At 61.3% G+C, this 17,467-nt stretch carries 22 protein-coding genes; 14 read left to right on the top strand and 8 right to left on the bottom strand.

All coding sequences use genetic code 11. From position 1 onward, the window contains the following. Window positions 1-40: 40 nt before the first annotated feature. Together EV664_RS02885 and EV664_RS02880 are read right to left on the bottom strand one after the other, a co-directional pair. Window positions 41-478: a MarR family winged helix-turn-helix transcriptional regulator gene (locus EV664_RS02885; protein ID WP_133494130.1), complete on the bottom strand. Its 438-nt coding sequence runs from the start codon at window positions 476-478 to the stop codon at window positions 41-43. A gap of 141 nt (window positions 479-619) precedes the next feature. Further along, window positions 620-1,369, bottom strand: a complete 750-nt coding sequence (locus tag EV664_RS02880; RefSeq protein ID WP_133494129.1) for an SDR family oxidoreductase — start codon at window positions 1,367-1,369, stop codon at window positions 620-622. Window positions 1,370-1,427: 58 nt separating this feature from the next. On the opposite strand from EV664_RS02880, the gene EV664_RS02875 reads away from it, so the two are divergent. Beyond that, window positions 1,428-2,372 (top strand): AraC family transcriptional regulator, encoded by a 945-nt coding sequence (locus tag EV664_RS02875; protein WP_229668052.1) that lies wholly within the window; start codon window positions 1,428-1,430, stop codon window positions 2,370-2,372. A 236-nt stretch (window positions 2,373-2,608) separates the two neighbouring features. Here EV664_RS02875 and EV664_RS02870 read toward each other — a convergent pair whose 3' ends face one another. After that, entirely contained in the window at window positions 2,609-3,391 is a 783-nt protein-coding gene (locus EV664_RS02870; RefSeq protein WP_211338450.1) for an AraC family transcriptional regulator, read from the bottom strand. A 93-nt stretch (window positions 3,392-3,484) separates the two neighbouring features. On the opposite strand from EV664_RS02870, the gene EV664_RS02865 reads away from it, so the two are divergent. From EV664_RS02865 to EV664_RS02835, 8 genes are all read left to right on the top strand, one after another. Continuing rightward, a complete protein-coding gene (locus EV664_RS02865) occupies window positions 3,485-3,940 on the top strand; it encodes a pyridoxamine 5'-phosphate oxidase family protein (RefSeq protein WP_211338449.1) in 456 nt (151 codons plus the stop codon). Next, window positions 3,937-4,095 (top strand): hypothetical protein, encoded by a 159-nt coding sequence (locus tag EV664_RS19390; RefSeq protein ID WP_211338448.1) that lies wholly within the window; start codon window positions 3,937-3,939, stop codon window positions 4,093-4,095. Before EV664_RS02865 ends, EV664_RS19390 begins: the two co-directional genes overlap by 4 nt. 494 nt (window positions 4,096-4,589) lie before the next feature. Next, the gene (locus tag EV664_RS02860) at window positions 4,590-5,780 is read left to right on the top strand and encodes a CobW family GTP-binding protein (protein ID WP_133494128.1); all 1,191 of its coding nucleotides are present in this window, start codon (window positions 4,590-4,592) and stop codon (window positions 5,778-5,780) included. Window positions 5,781-5,842: 62 nt separating this feature from the next. Further along, window positions 5,843-6,211 carry a hypothetical protein gene (locus tag EV664_RS02855; protein ID WP_133494127.1) on the top strand — a complete coding sequence of 123 codons (369 nt, stop codon included), beginning with the start codon at window positions 5,843-5,845 and terminating at the stop codon, window positions 6,209-6,211. Window positions 6,212-6,296: 85 nt separating this feature from the next. Then, the gene (locus EV664_RS02850) at window positions 6,297-6,479 is read left to right on the top strand and encodes a DUF1289 domain-containing protein (protein ID WP_244923119.1); all 183 of its coding nucleotides are present in this window, start codon (window positions 6,297-6,299) and stop codon (window positions 6,477-6,479) included. Further along, the gene (locus EV664_RS02845) at window positions 6,476-7,282 is read left to right on the top strand and encodes a HoxN/HupN/NixA family nickel/cobalt transporter (protein WP_133494125.1); all 807 of its coding nucleotides are present in this window, start codon (window positions 6,476-6,478) and stop codon (window positions 7,280-7,282) included. Before EV664_RS02850 ends, EV664_RS02845 begins: the two co-directional genes overlap by 4 nt. Before the next feature lie 220 nt (window positions 7,283-7,502). Continuing rightward, a complete protein-coding gene (locus EV664_RS02840) occupies window positions 7,503-9,578 on the top strand; it encodes a TonB-dependent receptor (RefSeq protein ID WP_133494124.1) in 2,076 nt (691 codons plus the stop codon). Then, a complete protein-coding gene (locus EV664_RS02835; protein WP_133494123.1) occupies window positions 9,565-11,031 on the top strand; it encodes a PepSY domain-containing protein in 1,467 nt (488 codons plus the stop codon). Before EV664_RS02840 ends, EV664_RS02835 begins: the two co-directional genes overlap by 14 nt. A 105-nt stretch (window positions 11,032-11,136) precedes the next feature. On the opposite strand, the gene EV664_RS02830 is transcribed toward EV664_RS02835, so the two are convergent. After that, window positions 11,137-12,387, bottom strand: a complete 1,251-nt coding sequence (locus EV664_RS02830; protein ID WP_133494122.1) for a phospholipase D-like domain-containing protein — start codon at window positions 12,385-12,387, stop codon at window positions 11,137-11,139. 123 nt (window positions 12,388-12,510) lie between these two features. Here EV664_RS02830 and EV664_RS02825 point away from each other — a divergent pair, with 123 nt between their 5' ends. Continuing rightward, window positions 12,511-12,981 (top strand): TlpA family protein disulfide reductase, encoded by a 471-nt coding sequence (locus EV664_RS02825; protein WP_211338447.1) that lies wholly within the window; start codon window positions 12,511-12,513, stop codon window positions 12,979-12,981. Between the two features lie 16 nt (window positions 12,982-12,997). Here EV664_RS02825 and EV664_RS02820 read toward each other — a convergent pair whose 3' ends face one another. Further along, window positions 12,998-13,594, bottom strand: coding sequence for a hypothetical protein (locus EV664_RS02820; protein WP_188656349.1), 597 nt, complete (start codon window positions 13,592-13,594; stop codon window positions 12,998-13,000). Between the two features lie 31 nt (window positions 13,595-13,625). Here EV664_RS02820 and EV664_RS19455 point away from each other — a divergent pair, with 31 nt between their 5' ends. Continuing rightward, window positions 13,626-13,907 (top strand): TonB-dependent receptor plug domain-containing protein, encoded by a 282-nt coding sequence (locus EV664_RS19455; protein WP_229668051.1) that lies wholly within the window; start codon window positions 13,626-13,628, stop codon window positions 13,905-13,907. A 218-nt stretch (window positions 13,908-14,125) separates the two neighbouring features. Beyond that, window positions 14,126-15,340 carry a tyrosine-type recombinase/integrase gene (locus EV664_RS02810; RefSeq protein WP_229668050.1) on the top strand — a complete coding sequence of 405 codons (1,215 nt, stop codon included), beginning with the start codon at window positions 14,126-14,128 and terminating at the stop codon, window positions 15,338-15,340. Here EV664_RS02810 and EV664_RS02805 read toward each other — a convergent pair. Both EV664_RS02805 and EV664_RS02800 read right to left on the bottom strand, forming a co-directional pair. Beyond that, window positions 15,315-15,509, bottom strand: coding sequence for a helix-turn-helix domain-containing protein (locus EV664_RS02805; protein ID WP_133494119.1), 195 nt, complete (start codon window positions 15,507-15,509; stop codon window positions 15,315-15,317). The genes EV664_RS02810 and EV664_RS02805 overlap by 26 nt on opposite strands. Further along, window positions 15,506-15,721: a helix-turn-helix transcriptional regulator gene (locus EV664_RS02800; protein ID WP_133494118.1), complete on the bottom strand. Its 216-nt coding sequence runs from the start codon at window positions 15,719-15,721 to the stop codon at window positions 15,506-15,508. Before EV664_RS02800 ends, EV664_RS02805 begins: the two co-directional genes overlap by 4 nt. Window positions 15,722-16,481: 760 nt before the next feature. Here EV664_RS02800 and EV664_RS02795 point away from each other — a divergent pair. Then, window positions 16,482-16,838, top strand: coding sequence for a type II toxin-antitoxin system RelE/ParE family toxin (locus EV664_RS02795; RefSeq protein WP_133494117.1), 357 nt, complete (start codon window positions 16,482-16,484; stop codon window positions 16,836-16,838). Window positions 16,839-16,840: 2 nt separating this feature from the next. Further along, window positions 16,841-17,203 (top strand): helix-turn-helix domain-containing protein, encoded by a 363-nt coding sequence (locus EV664_RS02790; RefSeq protein WP_133494116.1) that lies wholly within the window; start codon window positions 16,841-16,843, stop codon window positions 17,201-17,203. A 7-nt stretch (window positions 17,204-17,210) separates the two neighbouring features. Here EV664_RS02790 and EV664_RS02785 read toward each other — a convergent pair whose 3' ends face one another. Further along, window positions 17,211-17,456 (bottom strand): conjugal transfer protein TraD, encoded by a 246-nt coding sequence (locus EV664_RS02785; protein ID WP_133494115.1) that lies wholly within the window; start codon window positions 17,454-17,456, stop codon window positions 17,211-17,213. Window positions 17,457-17,467: the final 11 nt, after the last annotated feature.

Raw genomic sequence — 17,467 nt, 5'->3', positions numbered from 1 at the left:
CCCGTGCCGGCCATGCCGACAGAATAATACGAAAATCGTATTATTCAACTTTCGTATCGGCTATTTTTTCTGTAAGTCGGATCAGTTGCGTTTGTTCCCCGCTGTCGAGCGCCCGCAACATTGCCGCGCAGGCGTTGCGATAACCAGCCTTGTGATCGTCGACCGCCTGCAAACCTTTCACGGTCGCGGTCAGTGCCACGGACCGGCGGTTTTCTTCCGGCCGGCGCCGCTCGATCAGCCCCTTGCGCACGAGCCGCTCGATCGCCGAGGACATGGTGGTTGGCACGACGTCGAGATAGCGCGCAATTTCGCCAGCGTTACACCCCGTGTTTTCGCTGATGAAGACGAGCGACTGCGCGTCAAGCGCGTTCAGTGCGTTCTCGGCCGCGGCCGCCGCCTCCGCCACTTTGAAGCGGCGCGTAAAACGTTCGAATGCCAGCGAGAGTTGATCAATCTGTTCTTGGGTTGGTTCGGCCATGACCGTAGAAAAAGCACGTCTTCCGCTCCGAAGCCAGCGCAACGATGATGGCCGGGCTGCGCGATCTACGCAGCCCGGCTTTTACAGGTGTCTTCGGACGGACTTGCGGTGTTCAGCCGTCCCAACGCATCGGCAGCGCGATCACCTGGCCTCAGCCATCCACTGCACGGCGTCCTCGCCTGCCGGAATCCAGAGCGGTGCATTCGGGTCAGTGGCCGCATGCCAGATTGCCTGCGCGACATCGCCCGCAAGGGTGACCGGGCCGCTCGCTTCGCGGAAATTGGCGATCATACCCTCGATCATGGGTTTGTAATCGGGATCATCCAGCCCACGAAGATGCGGCATGGCACTCTCGCCGAAGCGGGTTTCTGGCGCACGACCGGGAAGAACCATATGCACGCGCACGCCAAAGGGCTCCATCTCGACAGCCAGCGACTCCGTGAGCGCATTCACCGCCGCCTTACTCGCGCGGTAGACGCTGACCAGTGGGAGCGGCTTGAGCGTTGCCGAGGACGTGACGTTGATAACCGTTCCATTGCGGCGCTTACGGAAACCGGGCAGAACCGCCTGAAGCATCGCCAGCGTGCCGAGCATATTGGTCTCGAATAATTGGCGCGCCGTCTCGGGTTCGATCAGTTCGATGGGCACGGCGGCGCCAAACCCTGCATTGTTGACTAGAACGTCGATCTCGCCGGCCTGTTCGAGCGCGCTCGCAATGCTGGCGGCATCGGTAACGTCCAGCGGCAGCACTGTGAGATTGTCGGACGTCGGCAGAATGTCCGGCTGAGGCTTGCGCATCGTGGCTATGACCCGCCAGCCTTTCCCTAGAAACAGTTTCGCGGTTTCGAGGCCGAAGCCTGAGGAACATCCGGTGATGAGAACAGTGGGCATGGAAAACTCCAGAATCGTGGCTGTCCCCCGGAAGTGGCTATTTCACGCGGGACGTTCTATGCATGATCGTCCCGAATTAATTGGTAATAGTCCTGATATGTCCGTTGACCCGCTTTCCGAGATCGTGACCTTGCTGCAGCCGTCGGCCAGCTATTCGAAGCTGGTGGAATATGCCGGGCGCTGGCGCATCCGCCCCGAGCTCGCCGGCAAGCCCGTCTATTTTGCGGTTCTGGAAGGCGAATGCCGCGTGGTTGGCGCGGGTAAGTCCCCCATCATCGTGCGTGCCGGCGATTTCGTTTTGACCCCCACGTCAAGCGAGCAGGCTCTCGAAAGCATCGAGGCTCCGCGCCATGGGATCGACATGGTGCCTCGGGAGCTCGGCGAGGGTCGGTTTCGAGTGGGGCCAGCAGATGCGCCGGTCAATCTTAGGATGCAGGTCGGTTTGTGCAGCTTCGCCTCACCCGATGCGGCATTACTCGTCTCACTCCTTCCAGCAATAGTCGTCGCCCGCGGCGAGTCCAGGCTGGCGCAACTGCTGGCTCTGGTCGGCGACGAGACCCGCGCTGTGCGGCCTGGGCGGGAACTGATCCTGGAGCGGCTACTGGAAGTGCTGTTGATCGAGGCGCTGCGTTGCGGAAGCGATTCCGCTTCTTTCCCCAGCGTCGCACGCGGCCTGTCCGACGACCGTCTGGTTGGGGCATTGCGTGCCATGCATGAGCAGCCGGCGCATGGCTGGACGGTCGCCGAGCTGGCGGCCGAAGCGGCAATGTCGCGCTCGGCGTTCTTCGCGCGCTTCAGCCGTATCGTCGGATTGCCGCCGATGGAATATCTCCTGACCTGGCGCATGGCACTCGCCAAGCGCATGCTGCGTACCCGCGATCTGGCGATCGAACAGGTCGCGGCTCGGATCGGCTATAGCTCGGCCAGCACCTTCAGCACCGCCTTCACGCGCCACGTTGGGATGCCGCCATTGCGTTATGCGCGAGCGGGTGTCGAGATGTGACATGACGGCCGACTATCAGGAAGATTTCCAAGGCAGAAAAGGAGCAATAGCTTCCCGGCTGCCCCTATTCGCCGGGATGACGGTAGGCCCAGCTACCGAAACTAAGCGGCGCGTAGCGGTATCGCGGAAGCGGACACTCGTTTATGCGTACAAGCTGCAATTACGTGCCATGAGGAAATCGCGGCCAGAGGTTGCGGCTCTTAGCTAGAAGTAAACGGTCTTCGGCGGGAGCCCGCTTATTGCGCACGCCCGATTGGATGGGCCGCTGGCGTGACGCCAAAGGTGCGACGGAAGAGCGCAATGAAACCGCTGACGCTGCTGTATCCGAGGTCGATCGCGATGGTGGTGACAGGCGTTCCTTCTGCGAGCATTTCAAGCGCGCGCATCAGGCGCGCCCGCTGACGCCAGTCGACGAAAGTCAGGCCGGTCTCCTGAGGAAAGCGCCGGCTGAGCGTTCGTGCCGTGGTCCCCGCCCAAGCTGCCCACTGATGGACTGAACGACCATCGGCCGGTTGCTCCAGCAGGGCCCGGGCGATCCGCCGCAGGCGAGGATCGTGCGGGATGGGCAGGCCGAGCGCCTCGGCGGGGAGCATACCTATCTCGTGAATAATGAGGTCGGCGATCCGCTGGCGCGCTTCGTCCATCGCCTCGTCTGGCCAGGAGGCCGCGCGAAGGATCGCCTCGCGCAACAGCGGTGGAACGGCCACCGTGCGCGGTGTCGGCGGGAGCGTCTGGCACGCGGCAGGTGACAGATAGAGGCTCCAGCCGGCCCCGGGCCCGAAGCTCTGGCCGCCATGCACCTGGTAGGGCGGCAGCCAGATTGCATGACCGGCCGGAACGATCCAGGATCCGGCATCGGTCACGATCGTCACAACACCCCTGCTGCAGCCGATCATCTGCCCGCGGGTATGGCTGTGGGGTGGCGTCGCGAACTCCGTCCTCAGTTCCACGGCGAAGGCAACGACCGATGGTCCTTCGACGTCGTTGCCGATTTGATCGGGTGGGGGACGCGACATCATGGCGTAAATCTACTATAGAATGGCATGAGTGGCTTAGCGCCGCCAGTGCTGAAATGCTACAGGGGCGACATTCCTTCCAGAGAGTTACCCACTATGTCCGAAGTCACCGGCGACGATCTCGATCGCCTCTATGCGCAGCCAGCCGAGGCCATTCAGCGCGCCGTGCTGCCATATCTGGTGCCGTTCCATGAAGCCTATATCGGCGCAGCCACCTTCTTCTGCCTGGCAAGCGGGCGAGAACAGGGCCTCGACGCTTCTCCCCGCGGAGGGCCGGCCGGCTTCGTGAAGGTCCTGGACCCACATCACGTCGCCTTTGCCGACTGGCCCGGCAACAACCGTATCGAGACGATGCGCAATCTGGTGGAGGATCCCAGGCTCGCCATGTTGTTCCTGTTTCCCGGACTGGAGGTGTTCCTCCGCATCAACGGAAAGGGCCGCATCTCCACCAATCCCGATCTGCTGGGATCGTTGAAGGAAGGGCAGAAGGCTCCGAAGACGGCCATCGTCGTGACGATCGATCAAGCCTCTTCCACTGCGGCAAGGCTGTGAACCGAGCGCGGCTCTGGCAGCCGGAGGCCCGCATCGACCGCAAGAGCCTGCCGTCGATCGGTGAGATGAAGGTCGCGATGGCGGGCGGGTCGCCCGCCGATGCTGAGGCCGTGGATGCCCACTACCAGCACAGCGTCAGGAACGATCTTTACTGAGACCGATCGTAGCGCATTCCGCCTCTGAACGAAAATTACATTCTTACGAGGCGTTGCCTTAAACAGGCGGGGTCCACGGGCGATGCCGGTAGTCGCCAGAAGGCGGCGATTCACCGGCTATCTCCGCTAACATAGCCGCCGTTCAGTCGTTCGAATCGGCTTCTCTAAACCTTCCGTTCGTTCATCAAGTTCTCAGGGCGGACCGACCGACCAGATCTGGGACTTATCTGCCGCTGTGGCGCCTATCAGGTCATCAAATCCAGCAACGCATCGGCGGCCTTTGAGCGCTAACGCTCCTTGTGCCGCCTTTTCAAGAGCCGTAGCCTGACCCCGTAGCATGCGATGCAGCCCGACGCTTTGCTCCTTGCAATTAATGATACAATATATCATTAAGCTAGCCATCAAAGTCCCAACGGTTTTTGCGAAGGATTGATGGTAGTTACCCGGCAACGCTCCAGCACGCTCGTCCTTGTCACAAGTCCTGGATCTGAACGATGACCGCGCTGTTTGGCGGGGCGCAATCGTTGCTCCCGGTGTCGGTGCTGACCGGGTTTCTGGGCAGCGGCAAAACGACGCTGCTCAACCGGCTGGTACGTTCGCCGCAAATGGATCGGGCGCTCGTTATCATCAACGAATTCGGCGCGGTCAGCCTTGATCATGACCTGATCGTCAGGTCCGACGACAATCTGGTGATGGAGATGATGGGCGGCTGTCTGTGCTGCACCATTCGCGGCGATCTGCGCGCCACGTTGCGTGATGCGCCCTGGCGGTTTGCGCGCGATGGGAAGTGCTGGTTCGACCGGGTGGTGATCGAGACCACCGGTCTCGCCGATCCCGCGCCAGTCCTGCACACGTTGCTCACCGATCCCGATCTGATCAATGTCTATCGGCTCGATGCAGTGATCGCGACGGTCGATGCCGCAGCAGGCATGGCGACGATGGACCGGCAGGAAGAGGCGGTGAAGCAGGCTGCGATGGCCGACCGCATCCTGCTGACCAAGACCGATCTGGCATCAGCGGACGAACGCAGTGCGATCGAACGACGCCTGCGCGGCCTGAATCCAGCCGCGCCGATCCTTCCGGTGGTGGACGGCGAGGTTGATCCAGCCGCGTTGTTCGATGCCGGTCTGTACAACCCTGAAACCAAATCGAACGATGTGCAGCGCTGGCTTCAGCTCGAAGCGTATGAAGCGCCGCACGATCATGATCATGATCACAAACATCATGGGCATCACGATCACGGGCATGATCATTCGCATGACCATGACCATCATCATGACGTGAACCGGCATGACGATCGCATCCATGCGACATGCCTTACCTTTGACGATCCGCTCCAGCCCGAAGCGTTTGAGCGCTGGATCGACATTCTGACGATGCTCAAAGGCCCGGATATCCTGCGGGTCAAGGGCATCGTCAATCTGATCGGCGAAGACCGCCCGGTGGTTATTCACGGCGTACAGCACATTTTCCACCCGCCGGTGCTGCTGGATGCCTGGCCCTCGGACGACCGGCGCACGCGGCTGGTTCTCATAACGCGTGACATCAGCGAAGACGAACTTCGCTCGACGCTTGCCCTGATGACGAACGGGATCGAGCGGTTCGGCCTGCAAGGGATCTCCGGCTATGATCCGGGCGAAGGCCTGCTGCCGCAATCCGGTATCGGTGCGCCCCAATGGCGATAGCCGGCGACGAAGATGCTCTTCGCCCGCCTACGCGGCGAACCGCGTGTGAGAATGAGGAAATCGTGATGCGCGTACTGGACCGTGTGGATCGCCCGGTCAGTGCGTACGATATCGCGCAACTCGCCGCAGTAGAAGGCGCTCGCCTGTGCGCCAATCAGGTCTATCGAACGACAGCCCGGCTGATCGAAAAGCATCAGGTGCGCCGCGTCCACACGGTCAATGCGTATCTCGCATCGAGCGCCACCGCAGAGCTCTGCATGATTTGCGAACAATGCCGCTGCGTTGAATGGAAAGCGATGCCGTTGCTGGTCGGAGCGCTTCGCGAGCTTGCCGACGCACGCCAGATCAAATTTGCGCCCGACAGCGTAGAGATATCCGGGCTGTGCGGCACCTGTAGAGAAAAAAGCACTGCAGCCGCGTCATGCGCATGACACCGTTGCGCGGCTGCACGTGGCTGCCAACCGGCAAAAGCCTTCGCCTCCCGAACGTCATCGCGCGCGCATGAAGAGCCCTTGCGTGAATGTGTGCCGCTTCGACGGTCGCACCGGCTGGTGCGTGGCATGCGGGCGAACGCTGGCCGAATGTCGCGAATGGAAAAAGGCGCCACGTCCGCGCTTGCTGGCGATTGTAAAGGCCATTCCTGCGCGCCTGAAAAAGCTCGAAAGCCGCGGCATTCTCGTTCGGGAGGACGAACAATGATCGAAATGCCTGTATTATGGCTCGCTTTCCTGCTGGGTCTGCGTCACGCGCTCGACCCCGACCATATCGCGGTTATCGACAATATCGTCTTCCGCACGGCCGATGCCCGACCGCGGCTTGCGCCATGGACAGGGAGCTTCTTCGCGGCCGGGCATAGTCTTTCGGTCGGCGCGGTTGCGATCGGCGTGTCGCTATTTGCTTCCGCCTTTACGATTCCGCAATGGATAGCATCGGTGGTGGACAGCGCGGTAATCTTCCTGCTGATCGTCGTCGGTTCGCTGAACCTCGCCGCATTGCTCAACCGGAGGGAATATACGCCGGTTGGGTGGCGGGCGAATCTGGTCCCGGTCCGGCTGCGCGCCAGCACCCATCCGTTTGCGATTGTTTTGATCGGGATCGTGTTCGGGCTCGTCTTCGATACTGCAACACAGGCAGCCGCATGGGGTGCGGCAGCGACCGCCAAAGGCGGTACAATCGGTGCCATCGTAATTGCTGCCGTGTTTGCCGCAGGAATGCTGCTTGCCGATACCGCGGACAGCCAGATTGTGGCGCGACTGCTGCGCAACGCGGGACGATCGGCCAGCGTTATGCGCCGCTATCGCCGGGCGGTCGGCTGGGTCGTCGTGCTACTGAGTTACGGCATGGCGGCATATGCGTTGGCCGAACACCGGGTGGAGATCGCACTTTCCGACATCGTGTTTTCGACCATGGGTATCGCTGCCGCTGCGGGGATCGTAGTCGTCCTCGCGATCGGCAGGCTGATGGGACGGTCGCGCCATGCGGTGCCAGGCCGCCGAATCTGATCTGCACGCTTTTTCAACATCATCCCGCGCGCGGATGCGTCTTGCCGCGTGCGTTCTTCCCCATACAAGGACCAAAATGACTGGTTTCCCGATCCTGAGACTATATCGCCCCTCTCTCGCTGCCATCGCCCTTTGCACAAGTGGCCTTGGCTATGCGCAGGATACCCTTCCTGCGCGGCCCGATGGCACGGCACCCGATGCGCGAACCATAAAAGCCGGTATGGGGTTGACCGAAGAAATCACCGTAACAGGCTGGCGTCTTCGCCAACTCGATACGCCTGTGCCGACCGCCAGCAGGCTGAATCTGTCGATCCGCGACACGCCTGCCACGCTGGATCGGATCGGTGCTGACGAAATCCTGACGCGGGGTTTTCGCACCGTCGAAGAGGCAACCGACAGCCTGCCCGGCATTATCTCGGGCGGTGCTCCCGGCGACCCGTCGCTCTTCTCGATGCGTGGTTTCACCGGCGAACAGGTGATGATCCTGCATAACGGCCTGTATCTGGGGCCGGCGAATATGATCAATCGCCCCGGCAACACGTTCAATATTGCAAGCATCGACGTGCTGAAGGGCCCCGCGTCGGTATTATACGGTCAGGGCGCGATCGGTGGCGTGGTCAACATCGTTAACAAGCATCCGGATTTCGATGGAAATACCCGGCAGGCGCTTGCCTCCTATGGCAGCTTCGACACCGTAAGCCTTGGTCTGGGTGGCAATATGGTGCTCAGTGACACGCTCGCCGGTCGCGCGGATGTCAGCTATCATCGCACCGATGGCTATGTCGATGATGCAGGGTCGAACTCGTTCAACGCAACCGGCGCGCTGCTCTTTCAACCCGCAAGCGACCTTTCCGTGGAGTTGAGCGTCGACTATCTGCGCGACAATCTGTCGACCTATTACGGCACACCGCTGGTCTCTGCCGATTTCGCGGCAGATTCGATCGAGGGCATTCTTTCAGGCGCGGATGGCCGGGTGATCGACCGGCGGATGCGGTTCACCAATTATAACGTCAATGATGACAAGGCGCATAGCTGGCAGATCTGGCCGCGCCTTGTCGTTAACTGGTCGCCGTCGGACGCGGTAACGCTTTCCAATACTGCCTATTATTTCCATGCCGAGCGGCAATGGATCAATGCGGAAAACTATGTTTTCAACTCCGACACGAACCTGATCGATCGCGATCGGTTCTTCGTCTTTCATAATCAGGATCTTGTCGGCGATCAGGGCAGCGCTACCTTCCGCCACACGCTGTTCGGCCTTTCAAACCAGCTTGTTGTCGGTTTCGATTATAATCATCTGGATTTCGTTCGAAGTCGCGGTTTCCCCGATGGCGACAGCGTCGATCCGCTGAACCCGGTGCGCGGCAGTTTCGGACCGATCCAGAAGCGCGTCAGTCCGACTCGCTGGGATCAGATAGCGTTGTTTGCCGAAGACTCGCTCGACCTCACATCGCGTCTTAAGCTGGTGACCGGCCTGCGCGCTGAGCGACTATATCTGACGCGCGAAAATTACGGGCCTGATGGTGCGTTTCAACCCGCCATCAGCTTCAGGCGCACCTATAAGCCGTTCAACTGGCGCGCGGGCCTGGTATATGATGTCGCACCGCATGTTACGGCCTATGCTTCTTACAGCACGGGCAAAGACCCGGTGGGATCGAACATTTTCCTCGTCAATGCTGGTCAGAATTTCGGGCTGTCGAGCTCCCGTCAGTTCGAAGCCGGAATCAAGGCGGATCTGCTGGACGGACGCGGCTCGCTGACTGCCGCGGTGTACGATATCCGGCGCAGCGACATACTCACACAGGTCGCGATCGATACGCTCAATAATGTCGGCAAACAGACATCGCGCGGTTTCGAGCTTTCGGGTGAGCTAAAGGTCTCCCGAAACTGGGCGGTGACAGGCAGCGGTACCTATGTCGATGCGGAATATCAGGATTTCATCGATCCGAATTACGGTATTGCTGCATCCGGAAACCGCCCGCCCAACGTACCCGCCTGGACCGGCAATGTCTGGACCAGCGTGCAACATATTGGCGGGCTGCCTCTGGAGGCGGGCGGCGGTGTGAAATATGTCGGTAAACGCTATGGCAACACCGCGAACGATCTGGTGCTCAAGCCCTACGCCACGGGCATCCTGTACGCCACCTATTCGCTGACGCCGCGCCTGTCGCTGACCGCCCGGGTCAACAATGTCTGGGGTAAGACGTTCGTTCAGTGGGCCGATATCTATTATCCGGCGCAAGTGATGCTGGGCGAACCGCGGCGCGCGGAGGCGAGCATTCTTGCGCGCTTTTAAACGCGTCTGGCAGCGAAAAGGGCTTCCGGCGCTTGTCTGGCTGCATCGCTGGCTGGGCATTGCAACCTGTCTGATCTTTGCGCTGTGGTTCGCGAGCGGTGCGGTGATGGTGTTCGAGCCGTTTCCCGCACTGCCGCGTTCCGACCAGCTTGGGTTACAGGCACCAGTGGCGGTCGACCAGATTGCCGTTGCTCCCGTTTCGGCGCTGGAGCGCATCGGCGCGCAAGCGGACGGGCTTCGCATCGTCGAACGAGCAGGGCGCCCGGCCTATATCGTTCAGACACCGTCCGGCGGCAGGGCGATCGACGCCATATCCGGTGCTTCGCTGCCGCTCCTGTCCGATGAGCAGGCGCGCAAGGAAGCGCTGCGGCTTTTCGGCGCCGGAGCCTCTGTGCATGGTCCGTTCGATTACGATCAGTGGGTCGTGCACAACCGGTTCGATACCTATCGCCCTTTATATCGCCTCGACGCGAACGATCCGGCGGGTACGCAGCTTTATCTGTCGGCACGCACCGGCGAACTGGTGCAACGCACCACGCGCAGCGAGCGGATGTGGAACTGGGCAGGGGCAGTGTTGCACTGGGTCTATTTCACCCCGCTGCGATCCGACTGGACGATGTGGGACCAGTCGGTGTGGTGGCTGTCGCTGATCTGCATGATCGTCGCGATGGCAGGCATCGTGCTTGGCCTTGTCCGCATGGCCGCTGCCCGGCGGTTGCGCACGCCCAAATTCAGCTTCTATCGCGAACGCTGGCTTCGCTGGCATCATCTGCTCGGGCTTGTGACCAGCATGTTCGTGCTCGGCTGGATTTTCAGCGGCTGGCTTTCCATGGATCATGGCAGGCTGTTCTCGCGAGGTACTGCGACCGAAGCGCAGGTGGCGCGCTACGCCGGCTGTCCGCTCAATGAAGCGCTTCAGGGTATTGGTGCGAATATGATCCGGTCAGACAGCGCCTCCGAAATCGAATTCACCTCACTTTCGTGCCGTCCCCTCGTCATAAACTACGGCCCGGCAGGCGCGGTATTCCAGACCGACGGCCATGGGCAGCCGCTAAGCGGCACCAACATGAAGCACTTTATCACCATGGCGGTGCGCCGCGCCTGGCCGCAAGCGCAAAAGGTCGGTATCACACCCGTCGATCCAGCCAGCATCTATGCACGGGCTGAAGGATGGCCGACAACTGCTCTACGTGTGAGGTTGGGCAGCAGCACGCTTCCCGATCTGTATGTCGATGGTCAGACCGGTAGATTGCTCACCGTATTGAACAACAGCCGCGCCGCCTATGCATGGGTCTATTATGGGCTGCACACGTTCAATTTCCCGGGTTTGATAACACGCCCTGCGCTTCGCAGATTTCTTCTGATACTGCCGTTGACTGCCGGATTTATGTTCAGCCTCACCGGCGTGATCATCGGTTGGCGTCGGCTGCTGCGGACGGCACAGCGAAGATAGCGCAATCCTGAAGCGCGATTGTCATGCGTTTGAATCAATCGGCCGCAACTGCAAGAGGTCGGCCGCCGGTCCGGCCTTGCCGATGCGCCGGACCTCGCCTTGGCATCAGCCGCCCGGATGAACAGGCGGGCGGGTGCGGGCTACGGCAAAGGGTGCCGCATAGTCGCTGTTCCACAGCCGATCTTCAAGCGCGCGCAGACGGTTCGCCATCGCTGCATCGTTCAGCACGACTTCGACATTGCGCGAGGTGTCGAGATAGCCACCCTCCCAGTTGCTGGTTCCGATCCAGGCGGTGGCATTGTCGATGGTCATCACTTTCGTGTGCACTACGCGGGCATAGGGGATCGGACCGCTATCGGGCTGGGGAATGCTGGCGACGCGGATGTCGACATTGGGAACCGCGGCAAGGCTCGTGAGTCCCGGCAGACGCTGATCGGTCAGCGCCCAGTCGGCGATGATCAGCCGCACGTGCACGCCGCGCTTCGCTGCGGCGCGTATCGCGTCGTCGATGACGTGATACGCGCCGCCGCCGAACGCGGTGGTCGAATAGTCCATGACCTCGATCACGATATCGCGCTTTGCCGCGCCGATCAGCCGGACGAGCATTTCCTGCGAATCGCCGATCCCGACCGGATCATAGGTATTCGGGCTGGCGACCAGCAGCGCATAGCCCGCCGTCGGCGCATAATCGTATCGGCGGAGCGGCGGAATGGATTTGCCCGCCGCGACCCGCTCCTGCGCCTGCCAGTCATGGTCGAAAATCGCCTGAAGCTGCCCGACCATATGCGGCGGGGTGATCCGTAAGCCGGTCTCATCGATCTGCGAAAGCGAACGCCAGTCGAAATTCTGGCTGCCGACATAAGCTTCGCGGCCATCGACGATGAAGAATTTGGCGTGGATGATCCCGCTTCCCGCCACATCGGCCCAGGCGAGCGTTCGGAAGGTGAGGTTGGGGATCGCTTTCAGACGCGCGATGGTGTCGGGGTTCGACATGCCTTCGCCCTTCTTTTCCATCAGGAAGCGAATATGGACGCCGCGCTGCCCGGCGGCCTCCAGTGCGGCGATTACCGGGTCGAGCGCTTCGCCCTTCTTTCCCGCGACATAAAATTGTTCGAGCGCGATGTCGTGCTGTGCGCCGTCGATCATGTCGGCCCACACCGTCGCTGCATCGCGAAGATCAGGCGAGATCAGCGTGGTTCCCGCCGGCGCATTGTGCACCAGTTCGAACCCCGGAATCAAAAATTGCGCAAAAGCGGGCAGGGGATGCGCCCCCAGCATGGCGATGAGCAAACCGAATATCAGCGCGATGCGATTCCCTGCCGGCGTCGGACGTCCGCCAGCGTTGCGATCGGTCATTTGCGTTCCTCGATGCGAGACAGTTGGTTTGCCGGCAAAGGCGATGGATCGGTAGGCGGGACGAACAACACCGACAAGCCTTTGCAAGCGGCATGAAACAATATATTATAACATGACATGTTAATGGTTCGGTGGGTAATAATCAGCTTCATGGCAATGCTGGCAGGGGCGGCGGGTGCCGCGCCTGTGCGCAACATGCCCTCGATCGGTCTGGCGAAGCCGGTAGCGGGCGGGGTCGCGACGGTTCCGCGTCCGGCGGTCGTGATGCTGTGGGCCAGCTGGTGTGCGTCGTGCAAAGTCGAACTCAGGCGTTTTTCCGAACTTCAGGAAGCCGCCGCACCGCTGCCACTGGTGACCCTTGCCATTGATCCCGCGCCCACGGCGAAAGAAGCGCTGGTGTCGGCAGGCATGACGCTTCGCGGCGCGTTTGCCGATGGCCGCCCTGCTGAGCAGGTGCTTGCCGATTGGGGTGGCGGCCTCCTTTCGCTGCCGCTTGCCGTTGCGATCGACCGGGAGGGCCGGGTGTGCGGGCGCAAGCACGGCCTGCTGGGAACCAACCAATTGCGCGAATGGGCCGTGTCATGCTCGAAGTGAACGGCCTTGTAGCGGGCTATGGCAAACAGGCGATCGCGCGTCTTCCGCATCTTTCGCTGCGGGCGGGTGAGGCGGTCAACTCGATCCGGCCATCCCAGACTTCGTTCTTATAGCGGCTGCAGAGGATGGGCCCGTCAACTTCGTCGTGCTGATAATTGGTGTACGAGCCCCTGATCCTGACGCTGGAAAAGCCGGGCAGCAGGTCGACGAAATCGCCGCGCAGGTCGACGCGCTCGCTGCGCAGGTCGATCCGTGCCGTGTCGCTATCGGGATTGTCGAGCGGGTTCTGATAACTGCCGTGTCCGATGCAATGCAGGTCGATCCGGCCGGGTGCAGGGAAAGGATAACCGTGCAGGTGACACACGCCATTGGCGTGACTGTGTCCCGGCAGGCCATATTCGGCATCCTGCCGCGTATAGGCCGCACCGATATAGCCTTTGTCGGTCACCCAGGATGCGCCCAACGCATAGCTTGAGCTTTCAGCGAAGGAATCCCTGAGCTTGTCGGTGCCATAGCTGTCGGGCACATCGTAATCTTCGCGATCCGAATAGGATCCTTCGGCATGCAGCGCGATCGGCCCCATCGCTGCGGTGACGCGACCGGCGGTGGTCATTTCCTGATCCGCCGTCCCATAACGAACTTCGGTGGCGCCGCTGATTCCTCGCTCGGGAAGCATCTTGTCAGATGGCGCAAATGTTTTCGATGCAGCCTCGGTTTCGCCCGACCATGCGGTCGTCACCGATCCGCTGCTGCTCGATGCGATCGAAGTTCAGCGCGGTCCGGCTGCGATCCGCTATGGCGGCAACGCGGTCAATGGCGCGGTGGAACCAGCCACGCGTAACCTCATTTGTACCACCCCTTTGTACCACTGGGCAGTTAACAAATCGAGAAAATGCGCGAAAACCTCGCAAAACCACGCTTCCTGAAGAAGGGTGGTGACCCCTACGAGTGTAGAACTTTTGTGTCAAGCAAGCTCAGGGCGTCCCTAACGACACTGTAAAATCAATGATTTCCCTTGTAAGGTGTTCGCGGTCGGTCGCTCTGGTCTGCCTGAATTTGGCTCAAAATGTGGGAACGATTGTGGGACCGTTTCTCGCGCGAAAGTGTGGGAACGCCCGCAATGCCCAAAACGGGAACCGAACCGATGGCACTGACTGCATTGAAAGTGAAGAACGCGAAGCCGGGTCGGCATGTCGATGGCCGGGGGCTTTGCCTGCTGGTGAAGCCGAGCGGCGCGCGAACATGGGTGCTGCGGATGCAGAAGGGCGGCAGGCGGCGCGACTATGGCTTGGGATCGGCGCTCGACGTGTCGCTTGCCGAAGCCCGCGACGCGGCGGCGGCGCTGCGCCGTCAGGTCCGCGAGGGCGTTGATCCGGTCGCGGAGCGGCGCAAGGCGCGCAAGGTGGTGCCGAGCTTCGAGACGGCAGCGCGCGACTGCTACGAGGCGTTGAAAGAGGGCTGGAAAAACAAGCGGCACGCTAACTGGATTTCCAGTTTCGAGAACCATGTCTTTTCGATGGTCGGCACAAGGCCGGTGGATCAGGTGGACAGCGCCGCCGTGGTCGAGGTGCTTTCGCCTATCTGGCTTGAGATTCCCGACACGGCGCGGCGCGTCCTGCAACGCATCGGCGCGGTGCTGGACTTCGCCCATATCAAGGGATGGCTTCCGGGCGAGGTATCGTTGCGTTCCGTCCGCAAGGGGCTTCCGCGCCAGGTGGACAAGGGCGGGCATCTGGAAGCCATGCCCTATGCGGACGTGCCCGCCCTCATGCAGAAGCTGGCGGCGGCTTCGCCTACGACCGGGCGCGATGCCTTGCGCTTCACCATCTACAACGCTGTCCGCTCCAACGAGACACGCTTTGCGGTCTGGACGGAGTTCGACTTGGACAAGGCCATTTGGACCATTCCGGGCGAGCGGATGAAGGCGGGGGAAACCCATGTCGTGCCGCTGTCCGCGCCCGCCGTGGCGCTGCTCCGCAAGCGGTGGAAGGAACGCACCAGCGACACCGGGCTTGTGTTCTCCAATGACGGGGAAAAGCCGATCAGCGACATGACCATGACCAAGCTGCTGCGCGATGACGGCATCAGGGGCGTGACCGTCCACGGCTTCCGTTCAGCCTTCACCGACTGGTCATCGGAGCGGACGCGCTTTCCCAAGGAGGTTGCCGACAAGGCATTGGCGCACAAGCTGCCCAACAAGGTGGAAGCCGCTTATCGGCGCACCGACTTTTTCGAGAAGCGGCGCAACCTGATGGCGCGTTGGGCCGAGTATCTGGACCGCACACCGGCACAGACGAACAAGGGAAGGGACGCCGCCGCCACGGCGTCCGAGCCTATCCCGCTCCGCGCTGCCGCCTGATCAGGTCATGCAGGCTGGCGGTTGTGATGCGGGTGGACTTACCGAGCTTCACCGTCTCGATTTCACCGGCCGCGATCAGCTCGTAGAGCTTGGTCCGGCCGATGCCGATCATGTGGGCGGCATCATTGACGCGGACGCAGATCGGATCGGGGGAAGGGCGCGCGGTCATGGCGCTTCGCCCCCGGTGCGATCCTCACGGTAAGCGGACGGATTGGCGATCCAGCGCTGGACGGCTGACTCATGCCAGCCGGTGCCGTTGACGCTGATCGGCAGTTGCCGGGGAAACGTCCCGTCCGCGATCTTGCGGTAGAGCGTGGAACGGGAAAGGCCGGTGCGTTGCAGCACCGTCTTTAGACGAATGATCCTTTCAGGGTTGGACATAGCTTCATTCCGTAATCTGGCGGTTTCATAAAAGCCCCTCGGTGGCAGCATTGGCGGCCCGAATCCGCCTTGCAAGGGCGGCCGGGACGGCGGAGGACCAGCAGGGATCAAGGAGGAACATAAAAGTATGTAGGAGGACCTTGAGGGATGTCGGGTGCATTGCAGTGATGCGCGAGGACGTAGCGTGCGCTCGCGTGACCTGTTCTCAGACTGGTGCGGGACAGCGCCGTTCGGATGATCTTTTCAGTATTCGACACGGGACTTACTTCCATCTTTTGGTGATGAATGACGCCCCCTGACAAATAAGGATGGCCGACCCGAATCGCGTTGCAAGAACAAACCGCCGGAGAGGCGGCTTGATCGTAGTATGGGCGGTAAAAACTTGCGCACGGCGGTTCTGGCGTGCTCCGGGCGGTAATGGCGTGCTATGGGCAATAGCACGCGGTGAACGGCGGTTATTTCGGCCGTGATTGCCTTTGCTCCATGCAATTCAGGATGATGCCAGAGGCTTTCACGCCGTCCGCTTTTCGTCTTCCACAATTCCGATTCGCACGACATGGCGGGGCCTTTCTTCCGGTGGCCCGCCATTGCCACAAACTCATGCTGTATCGCTTTGTCCCGTCGCGCAAGAGGGGGAGGCACGACAGTGCCGACAGGTGCAAAATTAGTCCTAAGGATGGCGATTCTGTTTGAGTCGGCATTTCGCCGCGCCTTGGTTGCGGGCGCTTGAAAACATTCCCTTCACGGAATATATGGTCTTATGAATTGGACGGTCGAATCTGACGAGGAATTTGCAGCGTGGCTTTTGGAACAGGCAGCGCCAGTGCGAAAGGCGATAGCCGCCCGCATTATGGTATTGGGTCAATTTGGCCCGTCGCTGAACCGGCCGCATGTGGATACGCTGAAAGGCTCGGTCTATCCGAACATGAAGGAACTGCGCGTGCAGATCGGCGGCGATCCGTGGCGCATATTTTTCGCCTTCGACCCGCGCCGCGCGGCTATTCTGTTGGTTGGCGGCAACAAGGCCGGAGACAAGCGATTTTATGACGTGAACATTCCGATTGCCGACCAGCGTTATGCGCGCCACCTCGCGCAATTGGATGAGGAAGGAAAGTGACGATGGCGATTCCGTTCGAGGACGTTCTGGCAAAGCTGCCTGACGATGAGCGCCGCGAGATCGAGAAGGAAGGGCGCAGGCTTGCGGCCGAGTATCTGACGCTGCGCGAGCTTCGCAAGGCGCGGCGGCTGTCGCAAAAGGCGGTGGCGGAAAAGCTGCACACCAATCAGGCGGGCGTGTCGAAGATCGAGAAGCGCGCCGACCTCATGCTGTCCACGCTGCGCGGCTATATCGAGGCGGCGGGCGGAAGCCTTGAGCTTGTCGCACGCTTCCCCGACGCGCCGCCCGTCAGGATCGACCACATGCGCGACCTTGGCAAAGCCGGGAAGGATACGCCCGACGACGCAGGACGTGCGGCGGCCTGAATCCGGGTTAGCCGGGGGACCGATCCGACGCCTTGCCACTTCGCGTTTCCGCTTCCGCCTCGAACGCGCGCTTGCCTTTGCGCTGCCATAGGGCAAGCGCGTTGCCGACTTCCTCGCCGCGCAACTTGTCCGCGACCATGAGGAGCGCGCCGTAGATCGTGGCGCGGTCATCGTCGGTCAATTCTACCAGCCCCGCCTTCACGACCAGCCCGCCTAGCTCAATGAGCATCCGCGTTCTTTCTCGACGCTTCATCACCCATTCCC

The organism is Stakelama pacifica, assembly GCF_004361835.1.
GTDB classification, from domain to species: domain Bacteria; phylum Pseudomonadota; class Alphaproteobacteria; order Sphingomonadales; family Sphingomonadaceae; genus Sphingomonas; species Sphingomonas pacifica.
This window is presented reverse-complemented; position numbering and strand designations above follow the sequence as displayed.

Coding starts and splice junctions, on each gene's coding strand:
- EV664_RS02885 (WP_133494130.1), bottom strand. CDS start 478: ATGGCCGAACCAACCCAAGAACAGATTGATCAACTCTCGCTGGCATTC.
- EV664_RS02880 (WP_133494129.1), bottom strand. CDS start 1,369: ATGCCCACTGTTCTCATCACCGGATGTTCCTCAGGCTTCGGCCTCGAA.
- EV664_RS02875 (WP_229668052.1), top strand. CDS start 1,428: ATGCATGATCGTCCCGAATTAATTGGTAATAGTCCTGATATGTCCGTT.
- EV664_RS02870 (WP_211338450.1), bottom strand. CDS start 3,391: ATGATGTCGCGTCCCCCACCCGATCAAATCGGCAACGACGTCGAAGGA.
- EV664_RS02865 (WP_211338449.1), top strand. CDS start 3,485: ATGTCCGAAGTCACCGGCGACGATCTCGATCGCCTCTATGCGCAGCCA.
- EV664_RS02860 (WP_133494128.1), top strand. CDS start 4,590: ATGACCGCGCTGTTTGGCGGGGCGCAATCGTTGCTCCCGGTGTCGGTG.
- EV664_RS02845 (WP_133494125.1), top strand. CDS start 6,476: ATGATCGAAATGCCTGTATTATGGCTCGCTTTCCTGCTGGGTCTGCGT.
- EV664_RS02840 (WP_133494124.1), top strand. CDS start 7,503: ATGGGGTTGACCGAAGAAATCACCGTAACAGGCTGGCGTCTTCGCCAA.
- EV664_RS02830 (WP_133494122.1), bottom strand. CDS start 12,387: ATGACCGATCGCAACGCTGGCGGACGTCCGACGCCGGCAGGGAATCGC.
- EV664_RS02825 (WP_211338447.1), top strand. CDS start 12,511: ATGGTTCGGTGGGTAATAATCAGCTTCATGGCAATGCTGGCAGGGGCG.
- EV664_RS02820 (WP_188656349.1), bottom strand. CDS start 13,594: ATGACCACCGCCGGTCGCGTCACCGCAGCGATGGGGCCGATCGCGCTG.
- EV664_RS02810 (WP_229668050.1), top strand. CDS start 14,126: ATGGCACTGACTGCATTGAAAGTGAAGAACGCGAAGCCGGGTCGGCAT.
- EV664_RS02805 (WP_133494119.1), bottom strand. CDS start 15,509: ATGACCGCGCGCCCTTCCCCCGATCCGATCTGCGTCCGCGTCAATGAT.
- EV664_RS02800 (WP_133494118.1), bottom strand. CDS start 15,721: ATGTCCAACCCTGAAAGGATCATTCGTCTAAAGACGGTGCTGCAACGC.
- EV664_RS02795 (WP_133494117.1), top strand. CDS start 16,482: ATGAATTGGACGGTCGAATCTGACGAGGAATTTGCAGCGTGGCTTTTG.
- EV664_RS02790 (WP_133494116.1), top strand. CDS start 16,841: ATGGCGATTCCGTTCGAGGACGTTCTGGCAAAGCTGCCTGACGATGAG.
- EV664_RS02785 (WP_133494115.1), bottom strand. CDS start 17,456: ATGAAGCGTCGAGAAAGAACGCGGATGCTCATTGAGCTAGGCGGGCTG.